At 62.6% G+C, this 17,547-nt stretch carries 18 protein-coding genes and 1 pseudogene; 6 read left to right on the top strand and 13 right to left on the bottom strand.

Annotated elements, in window-relative coordinates; translation table 11 throughout:
• Positions 1–29: 29 nt before the first annotated feature.
• Both RAD16_RS00840 and RAD16_RS00835 read right to left on the bottom strand, forming a co-directional pair.
• Positions 30–713: a DUF2290 domain-containing protein gene (locus RAD16_RS00840; RefSeq protein WP_458155997.1), complete on the bottom strand. Its 684-nt coding sequence runs from the start codon at positions 711–713 to the stop codon at positions 30–32.
• Positions 710–2,884: a DEAD/DEAH box helicase gene (locus RAD16_RS00835; protein WP_458155996.1), complete on the bottom strand. Its 2,175-nt coding sequence runs from the start codon at positions 2,882–2,884 to the stop codon at positions 710–712. The genes RAD16_RS00840 and RAD16_RS00835 overlap by 4 nt, the downstream gene beginning before the upstream one ends.
• 380 nt (positions 2,885–3,264) lie before the next feature.
• Between RAD16_RS00835 and RAD16_RS00830 the strand changes: the two are divergent.
• The 3 genes and pseudogenes from RAD16_RS00830 to ftsZ all read left to right on the top strand — a co-directional run.
• Positions 3,265–3,430 (top strand): annotated as a pseudogene (locus tag RAD16_RS00830) (phospholipase effector Tle1 domain-containing protein); the annotation flags it as partial.
• A gap of 154 nt (positions 3,431–3,584) precedes the next feature.
• Positions 3,585–4,199: a hypothetical protein gene (locus RAD16_RS00825; protein ID WP_458155995.1), complete on the top strand. Its 615-nt coding sequence runs from the start codon at positions 3,585–3,587 to the stop codon at positions 4,197–4,199.
• A 52-nt stretch (positions 4,200–4,251) separates the two neighbouring features.
• Positions 4,252–5,508 carry a cell division protein FtsZ gene (gene ftsZ, locus RAD16_RS00820; RefSeq protein ID WP_458155994.1) on the top strand — a complete coding sequence of 419 codons (1,257 nt, stop codon included), beginning with the start codon at positions 4,252–4,254 and terminating at the stop codon, positions 5,506–5,508.
• 283 nt (positions 5,509–5,791) lie between these two features.
• Here ftsZ and RAD16_RS00815 read toward each other — a convergent pair whose 3' ends face one another.
• The 4 genes from RAD16_RS00815 to RAD16_RS00800 all read right to left on the bottom strand — a co-directional run bounded on the left by RAD16_RS00815 (position 5,792) and on the right by RAD16_RS00800 (position 7,685).
• On the bottom strand, positions 5,792–6,472 hold the full coding sequence (locus tag RAD16_RS00815; RefSeq protein WP_458155993.1) for a hypothetical protein: 681 nt from the start codon (positions 6,470–6,472) through the stop codon (positions 5,792–5,794).
• Positions 6,473–6,598: 126 nt separating this feature from the next.
• A complete protein-coding gene (locus tag RAD16_RS00810; RefSeq protein ID WP_458155992.1) occupies positions 6,599–6,877 on the bottom strand; it encodes a DUF1488 domain-containing protein in 279 nt (92 codons plus the stop codon).
• Between the two features lie 252 nt (positions 6,878–7,129).
• A complete protein-coding gene (locus tag RAD16_RS00805; RefSeq protein ID WP_458155991.1) occupies positions 7,130–7,426 on the bottom strand; it encodes a hypothetical protein in 297 nt (98 codons plus the stop codon).
• On the bottom strand, positions 7,419–7,685 hold the full coding sequence (locus RAD16_RS00800) for a hypothetical protein (RefSeq protein WP_458155990.1): 267 nt from the start codon (positions 7,683–7,685) through the stop codon (positions 7,419–7,421). The genes RAD16_RS00805 and RAD16_RS00800 overlap by 8 nt, the downstream gene beginning before the upstream one ends.
• Before the next feature lie 267 nt (positions 7,686–7,952).
• Between RAD16_RS00800 and RAD16_RS00795 the strand changes: the two genes are divergently transcribed.
• The 3 genes from RAD16_RS00795 to RAD16_RS00785 all read left to right on the top strand — a co-directional run bounded on the left by RAD16_RS00795 (position 7,953) and on the right by RAD16_RS00785 (position 10,349).
• A complete protein-coding gene (locus RAD16_RS00795; RefSeq protein WP_458155989.1) occupies positions 7,953–8,087 on the top strand; it encodes a hypothetical protein in 135 nt (44 codons plus the stop codon).
• 300 nt (positions 8,088–8,387) lie between these two features.
• Positions 8,388–9,716 carry a DUF2235 domain-containing protein gene (locus RAD16_RS00790; RefSeq protein WP_458155988.1) on the top strand — a complete coding sequence of 443 codons (1,329 nt, stop codon included), beginning with the start codon at positions 8,388–8,390 and terminating at the stop codon, positions 9,714–9,716.
• A 387-nt stretch (positions 9,717–10,103) separates the two neighbouring features.
• On the top strand, positions 10,104–10,349 hold the full coding sequence (locus tag RAD16_RS00785; protein ID WP_314958088.1) for a PilZ domain-containing protein: 246 nt from the start codon (positions 10,104–10,106) through the stop codon (positions 10,347–10,349).
• Between the two features lie 56 nt (positions 10,350–10,405).
• Here the strand turns inward: RAD16_RS00785 and RAD16_RS00780 are convergent, their stop codons facing one another.
• The 7 genes from RAD16_RS00780 to cobS form a co-directional block, all read right to left on the bottom strand.
• Positions 10,406–10,813, bottom strand: coding sequence for a hypothetical protein (locus RAD16_RS00780; protein WP_458155987.1), 408 nt, complete (start codon positions 10,811–10,813; stop codon positions 10,406–10,408).
• A 315-nt stretch (positions 10,814–11,128) separates the two neighbouring features.
• Complete coding sequence (locus tag RAD16_RS00775; RefSeq protein WP_458155986.1) at positions 11,129–12,241, bottom strand: NADH:flavin oxidoreductase/NADH oxidase; 1,113 nt, start codon at positions 12,239–12,241, stop codon at positions 11,129–11,131.
• Between the two features lie 141 nt (positions 12,242–12,382).
• Positions 12,383–13,078 carry a hypothetical protein gene (locus tag RAD16_RS00770; protein ID WP_458155985.1) on the bottom strand — a complete coding sequence of 232 codons (696 nt, stop codon included), beginning with the start codon at positions 13,076–13,078 and terminating at the stop codon, positions 12,383–12,385.
• A gap of 43 nt (positions 13,079–13,121) precedes the next feature.
• Entirely contained in the window at positions 13,122–14,204 is a 1,083-nt protein-coding gene (locus RAD16_RS00765) for an esterase-like activity of phytase family protein (protein WP_458155984.1), read from the bottom strand.
• Complete coding sequence (cobT, locus tag RAD16_RS00760; protein WP_458155983.1) at positions 14,201–16,108, bottom strand: cobaltochelatase subunit CobT; 1,908 nt, start codon at positions 16,106–16,108, stop codon at positions 14,201–14,203. Before cobT ends, RAD16_RS00765 begins: the two co-directional genes overlap by 4 nt.
• Positions 16,105–16,515, bottom strand: a complete 411-nt coding sequence (locus RAD16_RS00755) for a GNAT family N-acetyltransferase (RefSeq protein WP_458155982.1) — start codon at positions 16,513–16,515, stop codon at positions 16,105–16,107. Before RAD16_RS00755 ends, cobT begins: the two co-directional genes overlap by 4 nt.
• A gap of 16 nt (positions 16,516–16,531) precedes the next feature.
• Positions 16,532–17,530 carry a cobaltochelatase subunit CobS gene (cobS, locus tag RAD16_RS00750; RefSeq protein ID WP_458155981.1) on the bottom strand — a complete coding sequence of 333 codons (999 nt, stop codon included), beginning with the start codon at positions 17,528–17,530 and terminating at the stop codon, positions 16,532–16,534.
• Between the last annotated feature and the right edge of the window lie 17 nt (positions 17,531–17,547).

Raw genomic sequence — 17,547 nt, 5'->3', positions numbered from 1 at the left:
AGACCTCCTTGATAGAGTCTAACGCTATCCTAGTAGGGCTCGTCGGCCCACGTCAGATGGTGAAGCATCTGCTCGCTTTCCGTAATCGTATCACCAAGAACACCACCATTGAGATGGGGCGCGAAGTCGTTCCAGAACGTCCGATACTGTCGATAGAAATTATCAAACAAGAAACTCAGCATGTGCGAGATGGTCATCGGCGATCGCACAGGCAATCGGCAACCAGCAGAGGCAAACGTTAAGTGGGAAACGGGGTGAGGCTCAGTCGATCTCGTTGGCGGGCTCTTCGTGAAATCGAAGCGGTAAGTGCCTAGGCTGAGAAAGGAATCAACGCCGGTGGAAGAAACTACCGACCTGACCCAGTCTGCGACCGGAATGTCTTCCGGACGATCCACCATCAAATCAGGCCTAATAGGACAGGGGATATAGCCGTATCTGTGATTTCGAATTTCATTACCTGCAAAATTACACTGCAACATCAACAACGCATGATCATGGAAAACCGCCGAATAGCGGTCGGCATCCAGAAGTTCAACATATTCGGAGACCGAGACGCCTCCCGCCGTGAGCATCCCTATATTGACCGGCGGCTCCAGTGCTTCACTTCCCGCCAACCCACGCAATAAATGCGGTTGGATCGCTAGGAACACCCCCTGCTCAAGCCCCTTCTCCAAAAACTCATTAATTTTGTTGCAGAGGGCTCGTGGTTTCATTCGCCTGGGCCGTACATTTCTTGGAAATCACGCTGCAGATCTTCCGGAAGGTCATCCCAAAGAAGCCGCTCCTTCTTCGCTTTCTTCAGAGCCAGCCTTAGATCGTCGACGACTTCGGTTGCGACACCCAATCCCGGGCGCGGCAAATCTGACGAAGCAGCCAACTTCAGCGCTTGTTCCTGCGTCGGATAGTGGAACGAGAGCCGATAATTGTTCTGCCGAATCTGAAGGATTTCCGACTCGATCTGCTTCATCGCCGCGCCCGTACCGAAGATATAGGTCCAAGCCCGCGATCTCGTTATCGCTGTAAACAGTACATTACGTCGCTTCTTCCTTTCGGAGACAGATTCACAAAAATCAGCATCGACCACAAAAATAACCGGCGCTTCATTCCCCTTTGCCCGGTGAATGTGCGTCACCGCGATAGAACCATCTTTGAATATCTCATCACGTGAAGAGGTAATTCCTGGCACATGGCCCTGAAGTCCATTCTGCCTCAACGCTGAAAGAATACGAGCGCCGGTGCCACGACTGGTCATCGTATCCGGCATCACGATCAGGATGTCCGTGTATTGAAGCTCTTCATCATGCAAAAGGTGACTAATTCTCTTTGCTACAAGATCGTATTGAGCAGCTTTATCCTCGACAGTTTCGACCTGCAGTGAATCTGCAGGATCTAGAAACTTTGCAAAAAAATCAGGGATGCTGCGCGGATCTCGCTCGATCGTGACATCGCGATCAAAGTCAAGCTCGCCATGCAGCTCTCGATAACCAAGCCTCAACCAGAGCGCCGGATCCGGAAACATTTGAATTATGGGATGATGCCTAACACCGAATCCGACGCCATGTGCCGTGACAAGCGTCCACGGCGGATTTCGATAAGACCTAGGCAAGACGATATCCTGCTGCGGCTGGTCCTCTGTGTTGCGAAGCTCGACACGCTGCGAGCCATCCTCATTGTGTCCGAAGAGCTCCACTTCGGACGGCATGTGGAAATCACCAAGATTCTGAAGGTCGTCGTATGCCCACACTATGCGCCTCGGCTGCTTTACAGCCCTATAAGCAATCTTAAAGAATGAGGCAGGCAAATCCTGAGCTTCATCGATGAGCATGACATCGAATAAACCTAAATCTCTGTCTTTTATTCCATCCAAGACTTCTCGACATGCACCATCGAAGGCATGATTATAACCAAACATACGCGACGCAGTGCCGAAATCGCGAAAAGGAGCACCGACGGCGGAGGATACCGTCGAGTAGACTCCAGGGCGATCAAAGGCTCCCCAAGCATGCATCACGATTAGTCGTTCCCAATCAGGACCGTCACCAATCTGAGCAAACACAAATCGCTGAATCAACGACTCAAACTGCTGATAGAGCGACCGGGTGTTGAACGTCACAACGATCTTCCAATCTGGACGCTTTACGTGAAGGTAAGCTGCCTTCAGTGCAAGCACGACCGTTTTGCCCGATCCGGCTAGACCGCGTATTCGTTGCGGACCATCAACGTATTCTATTGAGCCTCTCTTTTGCCACAGATCGAGATTTGCGATCTGTGCTTCGATCGCCTTTATCGCAGCTCCCTTTGAATTTTGCCGGGTAACGTTCTCCCGCTTTTTTGGCGGCCGCAAGTTGGAGATTCTTTGAATGGCTGCATTTAGATGCTGTACCTCGACATCCCCGAGACGGTCGGAGACCGCAAGCTGAGGTATACTGCTCAAGCTCTTTAAGCTCACAACGTGGGTATCGTCTTCTTCATCCCAGACGCTCTGGTCCGCGATGGGATCGATCGCCACAGTAAGGATATCGACTACGAGATTCCTCCCGCGTCGGAGTTCCCGAAATGAGTTGAGCTTGTTATAGAGCGCCGCATAGAGCTGCTCTTGTCTGTTCTCGACGTGAGAGGGAAAGGCGCCACCATCACCGGCACTTGTCGTTCCATCAAACGAATAGATATCGAAAATGATAACGCCACGATCACGTGACACCAAAACGGCATCGAACTCGACACGCCCATCATCAATGGCCAGGACTGGATAGCCAACATAGAGCGTACCAGTCAAACCCGACTCACGCGCGCTCTTGACAAACGACTGAACGACTTCCGGATCTCGAAACTCGCCGAATATGATATCGAGTTCACGGTCGATATCTGAAACCATTCCGTTCATGTCGTTTGTCTCCTTTCGCTTGAAAGGCTCCGCGTTATGCCAGTGTACTAGCCGAGATTCTTACACCGTGTCGATCTTGATATATCTATCCCTCAAGCCTCGCGAATAGGTCTTTCGTTGGCGGGGGCGTGCCTTGTTTTGCCTCCCGGGCTAGACAATCGAATACCGCAACTACCCGTTAGAAGCATAGCAGGCTGTTCCCGGAGGCCAGACTCTAGCCTTAGAAGGCCTTTTCGGCTCGGAGGATTCAACCTCCCCCTCAGAAGCAACTAGGCACGCTCGAGCGAAGAACAATCTCGACACAGATCGAGTAAATCGAGGTCTGTTTTCTTCATTTTCCGCTATACTCGCCCCGGTAGCATCACCCGGAGGCGCACCCCATAGACCACGCGCACAATCCCTCGTCGAAGAACCTCGTCATCTGCTGTGACGGCACCGGCAACGAGGTCTCCGAGAACATCTCCAACGTCCTGAAGCTCTCGCTGCCTGCGCAAGACCGCCAAGACGCAGCCGCGACAGATGGTGCTCTCCGATCCCGGGGTCGGCCCTCCGATCCCTGGGCGGCGGCACGGTGACGGCGCCGGTAAACAGCATCTCGCGCGTGTTAACCATGCATTAACCATCGCAGCCTAGCCTGCTGTAATCGTCCAGCCATCATTAGCCCGAAATGCCTTCCCGGCTCGCTCCAGGAGAAGCGCCGATGTCTGTTGCGTTGTTGACGTATGCCGATCTGGGTGCCCGCCTCAATATCTCGCGCGAGGCCGCGCGGTCGCTGGCGAGACGTCGCCGCCTGCCGCGCTCGCATTCGGATGACGGCAAGGCCCTGGTGAGGGTTGATTTCTCCGAGCTGCGGTACACGCCCCGCCCGCGAACGGGCCGCCGGGCAGACTGCATCGATGCCTCCATGGCAGGGATTGAGGCCGTAGAGCCATTTCCGTTCCGACAGCGTCGGAACGGGGCTCTAAATTCTTATTCTGACGCGTTTTCTTCACGCGAACCGGTATCCACTTCGCTCGAAAACGCTCTCAAGACCGAGGCCTTCAAGGCGGAGATCGCGCGGCTCGAAGAGGTCGCAACCGCCTACAGGGCGGTGTTCGAGCGCGAGCGTGAGCGCGCCGAGCGCCTCGCCGTCGAGCTGCAGCAAGCGAGCGCCGAGGCGACGGCAGCCAATGCGTGGGCGACACGACTGGAAGACGAAATGGCGGCGCTGCGGACCGAACGCCGCCCTGGCGGCTCGTTGACGGGACGCGCCGCGCTTCGCTTGGGACATCTGGCCGCTTCGATCGTGCAGGCAGACCGAATGGCCCGCAAATAACATTCGAAACTTTCTTTAATCCCCGGCTTGCCGGAGCAATCGCGAGGGAAGAATGACTGACACCACCGATATCCATGAAATGAAGGCCCGCATCGTCGTGTTCGGCGTCGGCGGCGCCGGCGGCAATGCCGTGAACAACATGATCACGGCCGGGCTGCAGGGGGTCGAGTTCGTCGTCGCCAATACCGACGCGCAGGCGCTGGCCATGTCGAAGGCAACCCGCCTCATCCAGCTCGGCACGAAGGTGACCGCGGGCCTCGGCGCCGGCTCGCAGCCGGAACTGGGACGGGCCGCGGCCGAAGAGGTGATCGATACGATCCGCGATCAATTGACCGGCGCGCACATGGTGTTCGTGACGGCCGGCATGGGCGGCGGCACCGGCACCGGGGCCGCACCCATCGTCGCGAGGACCGCGCGCGAGCTCGGCATTCTCACCATCGGCGTGGTCACCAAGCCGTTCTACTTCGAGGGTCAGCGCCGCATGCGCTTCGCCGAAGCCGGCATTGAGGAGCTGCTGAAGACGGTCGACACACTCCTGATCATCCCGAACCAGAACCTGTTCCGGGTGGCCAGCGAGAAGACCACATTCGCCGATGCCTTCGCCCTTGCCGACCAGGTGCTCTATTCGGGCGTCGCCTGCATCAGCGACCTCATCGTCAAGGAAGGCCTGATCAATCTCGATTTTGCCGACGTCCTCTCCGTCATGAAGGAGAAGGGCAAGGCCATGATGGGACGGGGCGAGGCTTCGGGCGAGAAGCGCGTGCTTGCCGCCGCCGTGGCCGCGATCTCCAATCCGTTGATCGAGAATCCCTCGATCAAGCGCGCCAGCGGCCTCATCATCTCCATCACCGGCGGCAAGGATCTCATGCTGTACGAGGTCGACGAAGCCGCGACCCGCATTCGCGACGAGGCCGACCCGGATGCCAACATCATCGTCGGCGCGTCCTTTGACGACAGCCTCGACGGCATCGTCCGCGTCTCGGTGGTGGCGACCGGCATAGACAATCTCGACGCGGCGCAGGCGCTGCCGGTGGAAACCGCCCTCGCCCAACTCGCCGGAAGGCTGCGCAACGACGGCCGGCGCATCGCCGATCGCATCGAGCGCAGCGCACCCCTTCCGCAAGGAGAAAGCCCGCCGCTCCGCCCGCAGCCGCATCATCCCGTGGGACCACCAGCAAGGCCGGGCCTCGAGTATGCGCGCCACGCGGCGATTGCGCCGCTCCATCCCTCCGGCCACGCCCCCGCGCGCAATGCGCCCGACGAGGCCGTTCTCGATATCCCGGCCTTCCTGCGCCGCGCCGCCAACTGAGCGGTGGCTGGAGGACTTATCTGTCAAGCGCGGGACAATCGCGTTTTGTCTTCGTGAGCTTGAGTGCGATGCCTCTACATCGTCATGGCCGGGCTCGTCCCGGCCATCCACGACCTTTCCTACGCCATGAAGAACGTGGATGCCCGGGACATAGGCGAGCGGAAGCGACGCCGTCCTTGGGACGGCTATGCCCGGGCATGACGGAAAGTGAGTAGGAAAGCCCTGAAAATGCTGACTGCATTTTCGGTCAGGCTTCTTAAGCTGCGCAAGCCGCGCAGATCGCTCACGCTGCCGTGCTGCGCGGGCCCTCTGCGGTTTCCTTTTTGTCCGCCTCCTTGTCACGGGACAGCCACGCCGGGAAGCGAAGCAGGCGATCGTTGGTGTCTTTCGGCAGCTCGACGGGCGGCGCTTCATTGGCCGAACTCGGCAGGTCCGGTACCGCCTGTCCTGCTCGCACCGCATCCGCGCGCTGATCCAGTTCGCGCAACAGGGGATCGAGCACGCTGTCGATCTCGCTCGCCACCGACACCAGGAAACTATTGAGCTCGCGCGCCTCGGGCACGACCGCCGTAGCCTGCTCGACCGCCCTGGAGAGACCGTCGACGACAGGTGCAAACGCGCCGGCGGCTTGCATGATTCGCGTCTTGATCGCTTCGATCTCGCCCAGGACGCGCTCACGCTCCCGCCTGTTCTTCTCCTCGATGAGGCGGGCTTCGATTTCGGCGATCTGAGCCGTCAGGGTCGTGGCTTCGGATGCGAGTGCATCGCGTCTTCCGCGCGCGCGATCGAGATCGCGGCTGAGATGGTCCACTAAGTCGTCCTTTCCGAACATGGCTTTGCTCCGTAGGACAGGCGTTCTGCCCTGTAGGACGGCCCTGGCGCGTACCGCGAGCCTCGCCACCGACCGGATGGCCGGATCGGCCGAAACAGGCATCAACTTCGGTCGCGCCACATGGGCCGGCATGGTGAATCCCCCCATCGCCAACATTAGGCGACCGCATGGTTAACAGATGGTTAATGTCAACAACCGATGCTGCCACGGGCATAATGCCGGCGTGCCGAGTCACCTTCGACAAGATAGCCGCTCCCCCTACCCCCGAAAATCAATGCTCCGCAGCACGATCCCCGGCGGGGTCCCCTCGAACTCCGTCGCGCGGTACTTGCTCGCGGCGCGCGCCTCGATGCGGTCGCGGAGGCGGGTGAACTGGGCTTCGCGCTCGTTAGGCCGGGTCTGGGGGCCGCGTTCGAGATCGTCCATTGCGGAGGTCGAGATCGCGCAGGGGATTTCCTTCGCGCCGTCCTGCATCGAGAACTGGACGATGCCGCGGTCCTGTTCGTGGCCGATGAAACGGCCGCTGGTGAGGGTCATGGGGTACTCCCGTTACGCGGGTTGCTTCCTGTGAAATGAACGCGGTGCACCGGCAGCGGTTCACTCCCTCTCCCGCGTGCGGAGCGCGACGAGCTTCGCTCGCGCTGAGAGGGTCGGGGTGGGGGGTGTCTCCGCACGCGAGAACCCCGATGAGGAGAGAGCCCTCACCCGCCGCGCGCGGGACGATGCTCCGCATCGCCCGGACGCGTCGACCTCTTCCGCAAGCGGGAGAGGTGTACCCCGCGGCCACCTTCAGCTATCCCCGCCAAGTCTCGTGAAGTCGTCGAACAGGGCGGCGACCAGCGCGCGGTGGCGGGTGTCTTCGACCGGCAGGCTGGCGACGTAGAGGTTGAGGAGGTAGCGCGCCTTCACCGCGGCTTCCGTCCAAGACGCGGCGGGCACCGTCATCAGGCGGTTCTCGATACCGGCTTCGCGCTCGCGCAGCTGCCGGACATTGCTCTCGACCTCGGCCAGCGCGCGGCGCAGGTCGGTCGCCTTCTGGGCGGCCATGCCGCGGTGCTTGTCGAGGTCGACCGGGGTATCAGTCATGGGCCGCGCCCGCGTCGGCGGCTTGCGCATCCGCAAGATCGACAGAGCCGATCGACAAACGCTCGGTGGCGCCGCGCATGCCTTCGGCCGGAACGGTGATCATGGTGGCGACGCGGCGCCAGACCTCGAACGACAGGCCATCGATCGTCTCCTCGTCGGTGACGACCTCATAGGCGCCCGCAGGCAATTCGCGCGCGATGCCGCGGAGGTGGAACGGATGCTTGAATGTCACGGTTTCATGCCGCGAGCGGATGGTCATGCACGCCTGCCTTTCTCGCAAGTGGGCCCCAACCGACTCCGACTGCAACGAGCATGCGCCCGTTGTGCGGCAATAGCCAGCACTATCGTCGCAGCGCTGCGCGCCGCGAGGCCGCAGCGCGCGCGGCGTCTTAGCCCTCGCTATTGCGGTGACGCGGGCGTAGGCTCGCGTGCATCTCCCGCGACGGCATCGACCGTCTGCATGCCGTGCGGGGCCTGTGCTGCCATCGGACGAACTGGACGAGCTCAAACCACTGAGGAGAGCGACATGCCCAAGGGACAGCAACGCAGCAATCGCGAAGTCAAGAAGCCGAAGAAGGACAAAGCCAAGGTGATCGCCGCGGCGCCCAGCCGCAAGGACGCAGCCTGGCAGCCGGAGATCGGTCAGGGGAAGAAGAAATAGGAAGCGAGGAAGAACGCTCGCTGTCCCTTCTCCCCTTGTGGGAGAAGGTGGCGCGAAGCGCCGGATGAGGGGTTCTATCCGCGCATTCAATGGCGAGAGGTTCGCCCTCGGAGACAAACCCCTCACTCGTCTCGCCGCTTCGCCATAGCCGATGCAAAGCGTCGGCGTTCTAAGAACGGCGGCCGAAGGCCGCCTATGCCACCCTCTCCCATAAGGGGAGAGGGAAGAACGCAACCGTCTCTTCCCCGTCGCGCATTTCCGCTATACTCGCCCCGGTAGCATCACCCGGAGGGGCTTACCGTGGACCATTCATCCAAACCCGAGCCGAAACACCTCGTCATCTGCTGTGACGGCACCGGCAACGAGATTTCGGAGAACATCTCCAACGTCCTGAAGCTCTATCGCTGCCTGCGCAAGACCGACAAGACGCAGCCGCGGCAGATGGTGTTTTACGATCCCGGGGTCGGCACGGTGACGGAGCCGTCGACGTGGCATCGCTGGAAGGCCAATATCAATCTGGTGCTGGGGCTCGCCACCGGCTACGGGCTCGATGACAACGTGCTCTCGGCCTATTGCTTCCTGGTCGAGCATTATTCGGCCGGCGACAAGATCTATTTGTTCGGCTTCTCGCGCGGCGCCTATACCGTGCGGGTGCTGGCGGGGCTGATCCACAAGATCGGCCTGATCTCGCCGGAGCAGGCCAACCTCGCAGGCTCCGGCCTCGTCGCCTACAAGCAATATTCCGGCACCGGGCGCGGCAACGACATCGAGGATCTCAAGGACATCACCACCGACGAGAGCGGGCCGCTGCCGAAGGACCAGTTCGACCTCGCAGCCCAATTCGCGCGCATCACCTCGACGCGCTGGCCGACCATCCACTTCATCGGCGTCTGGGACACGGTGGCGAGCGTGATCGTGCCGCGGCGCGACGCCTTCTTCCTCGCATTCAGCCTGGAGGAGCTCGCCTTCACGCTGCGCAATCCGAGCGTTCACATCTTCCGCCAGGCGATCGCGATCGACGAGCGGCGCTGCATGTTCCGCCTCAAGGTGTACGAGGAGCCGCAGGAGTTCTGGAGCAACCGCTACGTGCCAGACGAGAAGAAGGTGCCGCAGGACATTTTGCAGGTGTGGTTCGCCGGCGTGCATTGCGACGTCGGCGGCGGCTATCCGGAGGCCGAGAGCGGCGAGTCGAAATATCCGCTGCTGTGGATGATCGAGGAGGCCGCGAAGGCCGGGCTGAACTTCAACCCGCGCACGGTGAACCAGCTCGTCTGGGGCATCCAGCGCAAGAAATCGCCGTTCCAATATGTCGCACCTGCCTACACCGGCACGACGGGCGAGCTGCACAATTCGATGACGGCAGCCTGGCGCGTGCTGGAGTTCTTGCCGAAGAGCGCGAAATACAAGGAATGGCCGGAGCGGAAGGTCGTGCTCGGCTTCTACATCCCCGATTGCGAGCCGCGCGTCATCCCCGAAGGCGCGCATGTGCATGAGAGCGTGCTGAAGCGGATCGCGGTGGACCCGACCTATCGGCCGGTGAACATGCCGAAGACGTATGAGACGGTGCCGATGCCGGTGGGGCCGACGGCGGGCGCCGAGGCGGAGGCGGAGGAGGGTGTGACGGGGTGAGGTGTGAGGTGTGAGGGGCGTAGCGCTCTCTCCCCTCGTCATTGCGAGGAGCACTTGCGACGAAGCAATCCAGAGTCCCTCCGCGGCGACAGTCTGGATTGCTTCGTCGCCAGCGCAAAATTGCTTCGCAATTTCGTCGCGGGCTCCTCGCAATGACGGTGAGGCTGCTTCGCTTCACGTCACAACACCCGCACCCCACTACCGCCGCTTTCTCCATTCGCCGCTACTTTTCATTAAAATTCTCCCGCGCCCCTTAGCCTGATCGCATCAACTCCTCCGCATCATCGGAGCCTTACCACCGCGACCTTTTGGTCGAGCATGATCTGATCGGAAAACCGCTACGCACTTTTCCGGATCATGCTCCCGCGGAATTGGAGGAGAGTGCCAATGTATCCGCGCAAATATGCCCGCGTGAAACCCGCAGGGCTGGTGTCGCGCCAGGCCAAGATCATCACCGACCCGCGCGCGCCTGTGATTGTCTGCACGCTGATCGACTATTCGCCCGGCGGCGCGTGCGTCGATCTCGGCGGACAGGTGAAGATCCCCGACCGGTTCGAGCTGCTGCACGTCAACACCAAGAAGCGCTGCCGCATCGCGTGGAAGCGCGGCACGCGGGTGGGCGTGGTGTTTTAGGGGATGCCAGCTTGCTCGCTTCCCCTCTCCCCTTGTGGGAGAAGGAAGGAAGCAACCTACTTCCGCATCCTCGCCTTCGCGCCCCCGACGATCTGCATCGCGACGCCCCCGACCCAGCCGATCAGCACGAGCCAGGTCCACGCGAAATGCGGGTCGAGCCTGAGCACAATGACGGCGACGGAGGCGAGTGCGGCGAGCGTGGCGCAAAGGGTGCCGGCGGCGCTGAGGAATTCAGCCGCATCGATCTCGCTGTGGGCGTCGTCGAAGGGGAGCTGCGGTGTGTCGATGCCGAGATAGAAGCCGACGAAGCCGAGCAGCATCATCAGCAACAGAAAGCCTTGCGTGGTGAGGTGCGCGATCGCCGAGCCGACATAGGCGCCGACGAACAGCCCGCACGCCGCGCCTGCCATCGCCAGGCCCACACGCTCGAACACATGGGCAGTCTTGCGAACACGAAACCGCATGGCCGGCCTCCGTGATGCCCCGATGCGCGAAGGTTAGGCCAGTTTTACGGGTCGTGGAAGGTGAGGAGTTTTACGGATACGTGAGGTCGCGCGATGGTGAGGGGCGGCCCCTTAACCACAGGGACGGGTTTGGCGAAGGCTTGCAGTGGTGGTTGTGATGCGCGCCTGCCTCCCCATCGTCATTGCGAGGAGCGAAGCGACGAAGCAATCCAGACTGCCTCTGTAGAAACATCCTGGATTGCTTCGTCGCAAGGGCTCCTCGCAACGACGGAGTGGGAGGCGCGAGCGCCGGCCCACACATGCAGCGTGCGCGCCTTACCTTGCCCCGAACGTGGTCTTGCCGAACAGCGCCTTCTGCGTCGAGGGCTGCGAGCGCCAATATTGCGGCGGGGCCTCGACTTCGCCGCCGAGCTCGGCGGCCGCGTGCCAGCCCCAGCGCGGGTCGTAGAGCAGGCCGCGGGCGAGCGCGATCATATCGGCCTTGCCTGACGTGACGATCTCCTCGGCGTGCTTGCCTTCGGTGATCAGGCCGACCGCGATGGTCGGCAGTCCGGTCTCGCGCCTGATGGCGTCCGCGAACTGCACCTGATAGCCGGGCCCGAGCGGGATCTTCTGCAGCGGCGAGACGCCGCCGGAGGAGGCATCGATCCAGTCGACGCCGCGCGCCTTCAGTGCGCTCGCGAATTCAATGGTCTGCGCCAGGTCCCAGCCGCCCTCGACCCAGTCGGTCGACGACACCCGCATGCCGACCGGCTTGTCGCCGGGGAAGGCCGCGCGCACCGCGTCGAACACCTCGAGCGGAAAGCGCATGCGGTTTTGGAGCGAACCGCCATATTCGTCGGTGCGCCGGTTCGAGATCGGCGACAGGAACTGATGCAGGAGATAGCCGTGCGCGCCGTGCACTTCGATGGCGTCGATGCCGAGCCGCGCGGCGCGTTTCGTCGCATCGACGAAGGCCTCGCGGACGCGCTTGAGCCCCGCGGCATCGAGCGCCACCGGCGCGGCTTCGCCCTCCTTGTGCGGGATCGCTGATGGCGCCACCGTCTGCCAACCGCCCTGCTCTATCGGAATCAGCTGGCCGCCGTCCCAGGGCCGCGCGCTCGACGCCTTGCGGCCCGCATGCGCGATCTGCATCGCGATCGCCGTGGTGGAATGCTTGCGCACCGAGGTGAGGATCTGCTTCAGCGCGGCCTCGCAGGCATCGCTGTAAAGCCCGAGGCAGCCCGGCGTGATGCGGCCGATCGCCTCGACATGGGTCGCCTCGATGCAGAACATCGACGCGCCCGACAGTGCCAGATTGTTGATGTGGGTGAAGTGCCAGTCGGTGGCGACGCCGTCGTCGGCCGAATATTGGCACATCGGCGACACGACGAGGCGGTTCTTCAGGGTCAGACCGCGCAGCTTGATCGGGGAAAACAGGGCGCTCATGCGGGGAGTTCCGGGGGATGGAGGGATGGAAGCAATTGCATGAAGTGTAGTCACCCGACGGCGGATTGCCAGCTGCGCCGGGGACATGCCCGCCCAAAGCGCCATGCATTGCGCGCGTCATATGATCACGGGAACGGCCCGCTAGCGCTGGAAAACCCCGCGCCGCAGCCTGCCGATGCGGCTCCTGTCCCTGCGTCCGATCGTGATGGTGGCGTGGGCGGCGAACTCGATCGAATAGCGGCCGTCCTCCATCCTGGTCACGCTGCCGAGATCGTCGATCCTGTCGGCGAGTGTCTTGTCGTCCTCGACGAACAGACGGTAGTCGTTGAGATCGTAGCTGCGCGGCCCGCGCCATTTCACTGTCGGGAAATAGGTGCGCATGTCGCCGTCGGTCTTGACGACGACGGTCCGGCCCGTTGCCATGCGAAACAGGTCCGGCGTCGCGATCAGCCGCGCGCGGTTGCCTTCGATCGCATAGATGTTCAGCGTCATGATGTGACGCTCGGTGCGGAAGGACACCGCGACATAGTGCGAGTCGGGCGACCACTCCGCGTAATAGGCGTCCGACGCCGTGTCGAGATTGTTGTCGCTGCTGATGCCGTCCAGCGTCGCCAGCCGGCGATGCCTGGGCTCCGACATCAGATAAGCGTGAAACTTGTCATGCGCGCCCTCCCCCTCGCCATGGACGGCGATGGCGAGCCGCTTGTTCGGCGCCCACCCGCCCGTGATGATGCCGTACTCGCCCTTGGCATAGGCGTGCTCGGCCGTGGCGTGCGCCTGCGGCGATGCAGCGAGCATGAGGAAGAGTGCGGCGGCGATGGCGCGGCGGAGGTGCATGAGGCTTGGTCGCGGCGGACCGCAGCCGCGTTCAACGACAGATTCACTCCACCAGCGTGAACTGCAGCAGCAGGGTGCGCTGGAGCATCGAAAAATTGTCGTCGGACACCAGCGTCAGCACGGTCTCGCCCTCTGATGTGACGTGGGCATCGATGCCTTCCATGTTGTCGACCTCGTGGCCGAGATCGGCGTTGAACAGCACGGGGCCATCGACCACCGCCCCCGGCGCGATCGACTTGAGCGGGATCGAGCGGATGCGGATGTTGATGCCGGTGAACCAGGAGAATTTGCGCTCGAGGATGAGAAGCTCGCCCGAGGGCAGCAGCACAGCGTCGCTGATGAACTGCTTGTCGGTCCGCTTGATGCTGAACTGGCCGGGCGTGGGACCGCCGATCAAGAAGCCGACCAGATTGCCGTCGGCATCAATGCCGCCTTCCGACAAAGCAAGCAGCGTGCCCCCGAGCGGCTGGCCCTTGATGTCCCTAGGCACGAATACCAGCGCCTCGAGCCCCTTGTTGTTGGGCAGCTTGCGCACAGCCTGCGGCGTCGGCAGCACCTCGCCGCGGGCACGCGTGCCGCCCTTGGCGAAGTCGAAACGCATGATCTGGTTGACGCGCTCGAGCCCGACATAGACGAGGTTGCCATCGCGCGCGAGCGACTCGGTATCGTACCAGAACCGCTTGTCCGTGATCGGCCGCCCCTCGGTATTGAGCATGGGTGCGGCCTCGACGTCGTCGAGCGCGACCATCTTGCCGCCGGCATAGCGGATGTTGCCGGTGAACCAGGTGCCCTGGTCGGACAGCGCGAGGAAGCGCTCGCCCTTGGTGTCGAGGAAGCGGAAGCCGGACAGGCCGCCGAAGCCGCGATGCGCCGAGGTCAGCACGAGACCGCTGCGATATTGCAGCGAGCCGAAGCGGGTGCGGGAACGATCGCGCGGCTCGAAGAACGGGATCTGCCGCGCGTTGACCTCGATGCTAACAGGCGCGGTAACGGCGTGCTCGACCTGCGCCGGGCGCGGCGGCGGCTCGGTCGTAACTTGCGCCTGCGCGAGGCGGGAGAAGGCGAGAGTGGAAAATCCCGCCGCCGCGTGGCTGATGAAGCTGCGGCGGGATCGATGTGTGCTCACGAATGCAATTTGCGTCGCGGGCGACCGGCCGGCTGGGTTGGCGCTGTGTTGGTCTCGCTGAAGAGTTCGGCGAGCTTCTCGGTGATGGCGCCGCCGAGTTCCTCGGCGTCCACGATCGTCACGGCGCGCCGATAGTAGCGCGTCACGTCGTGGCCGATGCCGATCGCGATCAGCTCGACCGGCGAGCGGGTCTCGATCTCCTCGATGATGTGGCGCAGGTGCCGCTCGAGATAATTGCCGGGATTGACCGACAGCGTGGAATCGTCGACCGGCGCACCGTCCGAGATCATCATCAGGATCTTGCGCTGCTCGGGCCGGCCGAGCAGGCGCTTGTGCGCCCAGTCGAGCGCCTCGCCGTCGATGTTCTCCTTCAGCAGACCCTCGCGCATCATCAGGCCAAGGTTTTTCCGCGCACGGCGCCAGGGGGCGTCGGCGGACTTGTAGATGATGTGGCGGAGATCGTTGAGACGGCCGGGATTGGCCGGCTTGCCGGCGGCAAGCCACGCCTCACGCGATTGTCCGCCCTTCCAGGCGCGCGTGGTGAAACCGAGAATCTCGACCTTGACGCCGCAACGCTCCAGCGTGCGTGCCAGAATGTCGGCGCAGGTCGCGGCGACCGTGATCGGACGACCACGCATCGAGCCGGAATTGTCGAGCAGCAGCGTGACGACCGTGTCACGGAACGTCGCCTCCTTCTCGTGCATGAAGGACAGCGGGTGATAGGGATCGGTGACCACGCGCGACAGGCGTGCGGGATCGAGGATGCCCTCTTCGAGGTCGAACTCCCAGGCGCGGTTCTGCTGCGCCATCAGGCGGCGCTGCAGCCGGTTGGCGAGACGGGCGACGATGCCCTGCAGATGCGCGAGCTGCTTGTCGAGATAGGCGCGCAGGCGCTCCAGCTCGTCATGGTCGCAGAGATCTTCGGCGGCGATGACTTCGTCGAATTTCGGCGCAAAGGCATGATATTCCGGCCCGCGCGGCTCGTTCTTGCCGTGCGCGTTCGGACGCGTGGCCTCGCCCGGCGTTTCGTCGTCGCCGAGTTCGCCGTCGTCGAACGTGTCGGAGGTCGAGGCCTGCGCGCTTTCCATCGCGCTCTCGCTCATCTCCTCGCTGGAGGCCTGCGCCTGGTCGGCGCTCATCTCCTGCGCGGCATCGGAATCGGGCGAGCCCTCGGCGCCGGACTGATCGTTGTCGCCGTCCTGGTTCTCGTCGTTGTCCTCATTGTCTTCGCTGTCGGCGCTGCGCTCGTCGCCGAGCTCGAGCGCGGTCAACAGATCATGCACGGCATCGGCGAACTTGGTCTGGTCCTCGACCACGCCATCGAGCCGGTCGAGCCGCCTGCCGATCTTGTCTTCGAGGATGGGGCGCCAGAGATCGACCATCTTCTTGGCGGCCGTCGGCGGCGCCATGCCGGTCAGGCGCTCGCGCACCAGCATCGCCAGCGCATCCGCCAGCGGCGCATCGGCGCGGTCGGTGATCTCATCAAACTTGCCGCGATGGAAATGGTCGTCGAGCATCGCGGTGAGGTTCTTCGCAACGCCCGCCATGCGGCGCGCGCCGATCGCCTCGACGCGGGCCTGCTCCACCGCCTCGAACACGCCGCGCGCCTGCGGATTGCCGGGCATCAGCTTGCGATGCACTTTCGGATCGTGACAGGCGAGCTTGAGCGCAATGGAATCGGCATGGCCGCGCACGATCGCAGCATCGCGCTTGGTCATCTTTCGCGCAGGCTCGGGCAGCCGTGCCTTGCCCGGTGCAAGGCCCGGGCGCTCGGCGGCAAAACTGACGTCGAGCTCGGGCGACTTGGCGATCGCCTTGAGGCAGGAGGCCACCGAGCGCTTGAACGGCTCGGTCGGGGCTTCCTTGGTGTTACGGAATTTGGAGTTGGATGATGATGTGCTCATAGCGACTTCGTAAACGAATGGCGCGTCACGCCGCCGGGATAGCCCTTGAGGGTGCCGAATTCCTCGTACCCTTGGGAACGATAGAAGCCCGGCGCCTGGAAACTCATCGTGTCGACATGGGCCTGGACCGCGCCCTGCCGTCTTGCCTCGTCCTCGATCGCCGCGATCAGCTTCGTGCCGAAACCCTTGCCGCGCTGCTTCTGGTCGATCCAGAAATACTGGACGAACAGAACCGTGGCCCAGAGGTGCCCGACGATGCCGCCAACGATCTTGCGGCCGTCCTTCAACGAGACCGCGATGCTCTTGACCTTCTGCTTCCCAAACTGCTCGTCGTTATAGGCGCCGAGCCCGGCGAGCACAGCCTTCTTGGTGGTCCCAATGGTGCGCTCGACGGTGATGGTTGGCATTGTCAGGTCATCTGGCCTAGCTGAGCGCCACGTTGACTGCCGATTCCGGCAGCTCCGCATTGAAGCAGCGCTGATAGAACTCGGCGACCAGGGGACGCTCGAGCTCGTCGCACTTGTTGAGGAAGGTGACGCGGAAGGCGAAGCCGATATCGCCGAAGATGTCGGAGTTTTCCGCCCAGGTGATCACCGTACGCGGGCTCATCACCGTGGACAGATCGCCATTGGCGAAGGCGTTACGGGTGAGATCGGCAAGGCGCACCATCTTGTTGACGATGTCGCGGCCTTCCTGGGTGCGATAGTGCTTGGCCTTCGCCAGCACGATCTCAACTTCCTCGTCGTGGCTGAGGTAGTTGAGCGTGGTGACGATCGACCAGCGGTCCATCTGGCCCTGGTTGATCTGCTGGGTGCCGTGATAGAGGCCCGAAGTGTCGCCAAGGCCGACCGTGTTGGCGGTCGCAAACAGGCGGAACGCCGGGTGCGGCTTGATCACCTTGTTCTGGTCGAGCAGCGTCAGGCGACCCGAGACTTCGAGCACGCGCTGGATCACGAACATCACGTCCGGACGGCCGGCGTCGTATTCGTCGAACACCAGCGCGACGTTGTTCTGCAGCGCCCAGGGCAGGATGCCGTCACGGAATTCGGTGACCTGCTTGCCGTCGCGGACCACGATCGAGTCCTTGCCGACGAGGTCGATACGGCTGATGTGGCTGTCGAGGTTGACGCGCACGCACGGCCAGTTCAGGCGCGCGGCGACCTGCTCGATATGGGTGGATTTACCGGTGCCGTGATAGCCGGTCACCATGACGCGGCGGTTGCGGGCGAAGCCGGCGAGAATGGCGAGCGTGGTGGCGCGGTCGAAGCGGTAATCGGCGTCGACTTCGGGCACATGAGGATCGACTTCGGCATAGGCCGGCACTTCGAGATCGCTGTCGATCCCAAACACCTGGCGGACCGACACCTTCATGTCGGGCAGACCGGAAACTTCCTCAACTTTTGACATGGCGGCGGTCGTCATCAATCCTCCGAGGCCCC

This window comes from Bradyrhizobium sp. 18BD (genome assembly GCF_054185225.1).
This window is presented reverse-complemented; position numbering and strand designations above follow the sequence as displayed.

What these genes read in the sequence shown, in the direction of transcription:
- RAD16_RS00840 (WP_458155997.1), bottom strand. Translation starts at nt 713, where the DNA reads ATGAAACCACGAGCCCTCTGCAACAAAATTAATGAGTTTTTGGAGAAG.
- RAD16_RS00795 (WP_458155989.1), top strand. Translation starts at nt 7,953, where the DNA reads ATGCCCAAGGGACAGCAACGCAGCAATCGCGAAGTCAAGAAGCCGAAG.
- RAD16_RS00810 (WP_458155992.1), bottom strand. Translation starts at nt 6,877, where the DNA reads ATGACCCTCACCAGCGGCCGTTTCATCGGCCACGAACAGGACCGCGGC.
- RAD16_RS00835 (WP_458155996.1), bottom strand. Translation starts at nt 2,884, where the DNA reads ATGAACGGAATGGTTTCAGATATCGACCGTGAACTCGATATCATATTC.
- RAD16_RS00825 (WP_458155995.1), top strand. Translation starts at nt 3,585, where the DNA reads ATGTCTGTTGCGTTGTTGACGTATGCCGATCTGGGTGCCCGCCTCAAT.
- cobT (WP_458155983.1), bottom strand. Translation starts at nt 16,108, where the DNA reads ATGAGCACATCATCATCCAACTCCAAATTCCGTAACACCAAGGAAGCC.
- RAD16_RS00815 (WP_458155993.1), bottom strand. Translation starts at nt 6,472, where the DNA reads ATGCCGGCCCATGTGGCGCGACCGAAGTTGATGCCTGTTTCGGCCGAT.
- RAD16_RS00805 (WP_458155991.1), bottom strand. Translation starts at nt 7,426, where the DNA reads ATGACTGATACCCCGGTCGACCTCGACAAGCACCGCGGCATGGCCGCC.
- RAD16_RS00785 (WP_314958088.1), top strand. Translation starts at nt 10,104, where the DNA reads ATGTATCCGCGCAAATATGCCCGCGTGAAACCCGCAGGGCTGGTGTCG.
- ftsZ (WP_458155994.1), top strand. Translation starts at nt 4,252, where the DNA reads ATGACTGACACCACCGATATCCATGAAATGAAGGCCCGCATCGTCGTG.
- RAD16_RS00780 (WP_458155987.1), bottom strand. Translation starts at nt 10,813, where the DNA reads ATGCGGTTTCGTGTTCGCAAGACTGCCCATGTGTTCGAGCGTGTGGGC.
- RAD16_RS00775 (WP_458155986.1), bottom strand. Translation starts at nt 12,241, where the DNA reads ATGAGCGCCCTGTTTTCCCCGATCAAGCTGCGCGGTCTGACCCTGAAG.
- RAD16_RS00770 (WP_458155985.1), bottom strand. Translation starts at nt 13,078, where the DNA reads ATGCACCTCCGCCGCGCCATCGCCGCCGCACTCTTCCTCATGCTCGCT.
- RAD16_RS00755 (WP_458155982.1), bottom strand. Translation starts at nt 16,515, where the DNA reads ATGCCAACCATCACCGTCGAGCGCACCATTGGGACCACCAAGAAGGCT.
- RAD16_RS00800 (WP_458155990.1), bottom strand. Translation starts at nt 7,685, where the DNA reads ATGACCATCCGCTCGCGGCATGAAACCGTGACATTCAAGCATCCGTTC.
- cobS (WP_458155981.1), bottom strand. Translation starts at nt 17,530, where the DNA reads ATGACGACCGCCGCCATGTCAAAAGTTGAGGAAGTTTCCGGTCTGCCC.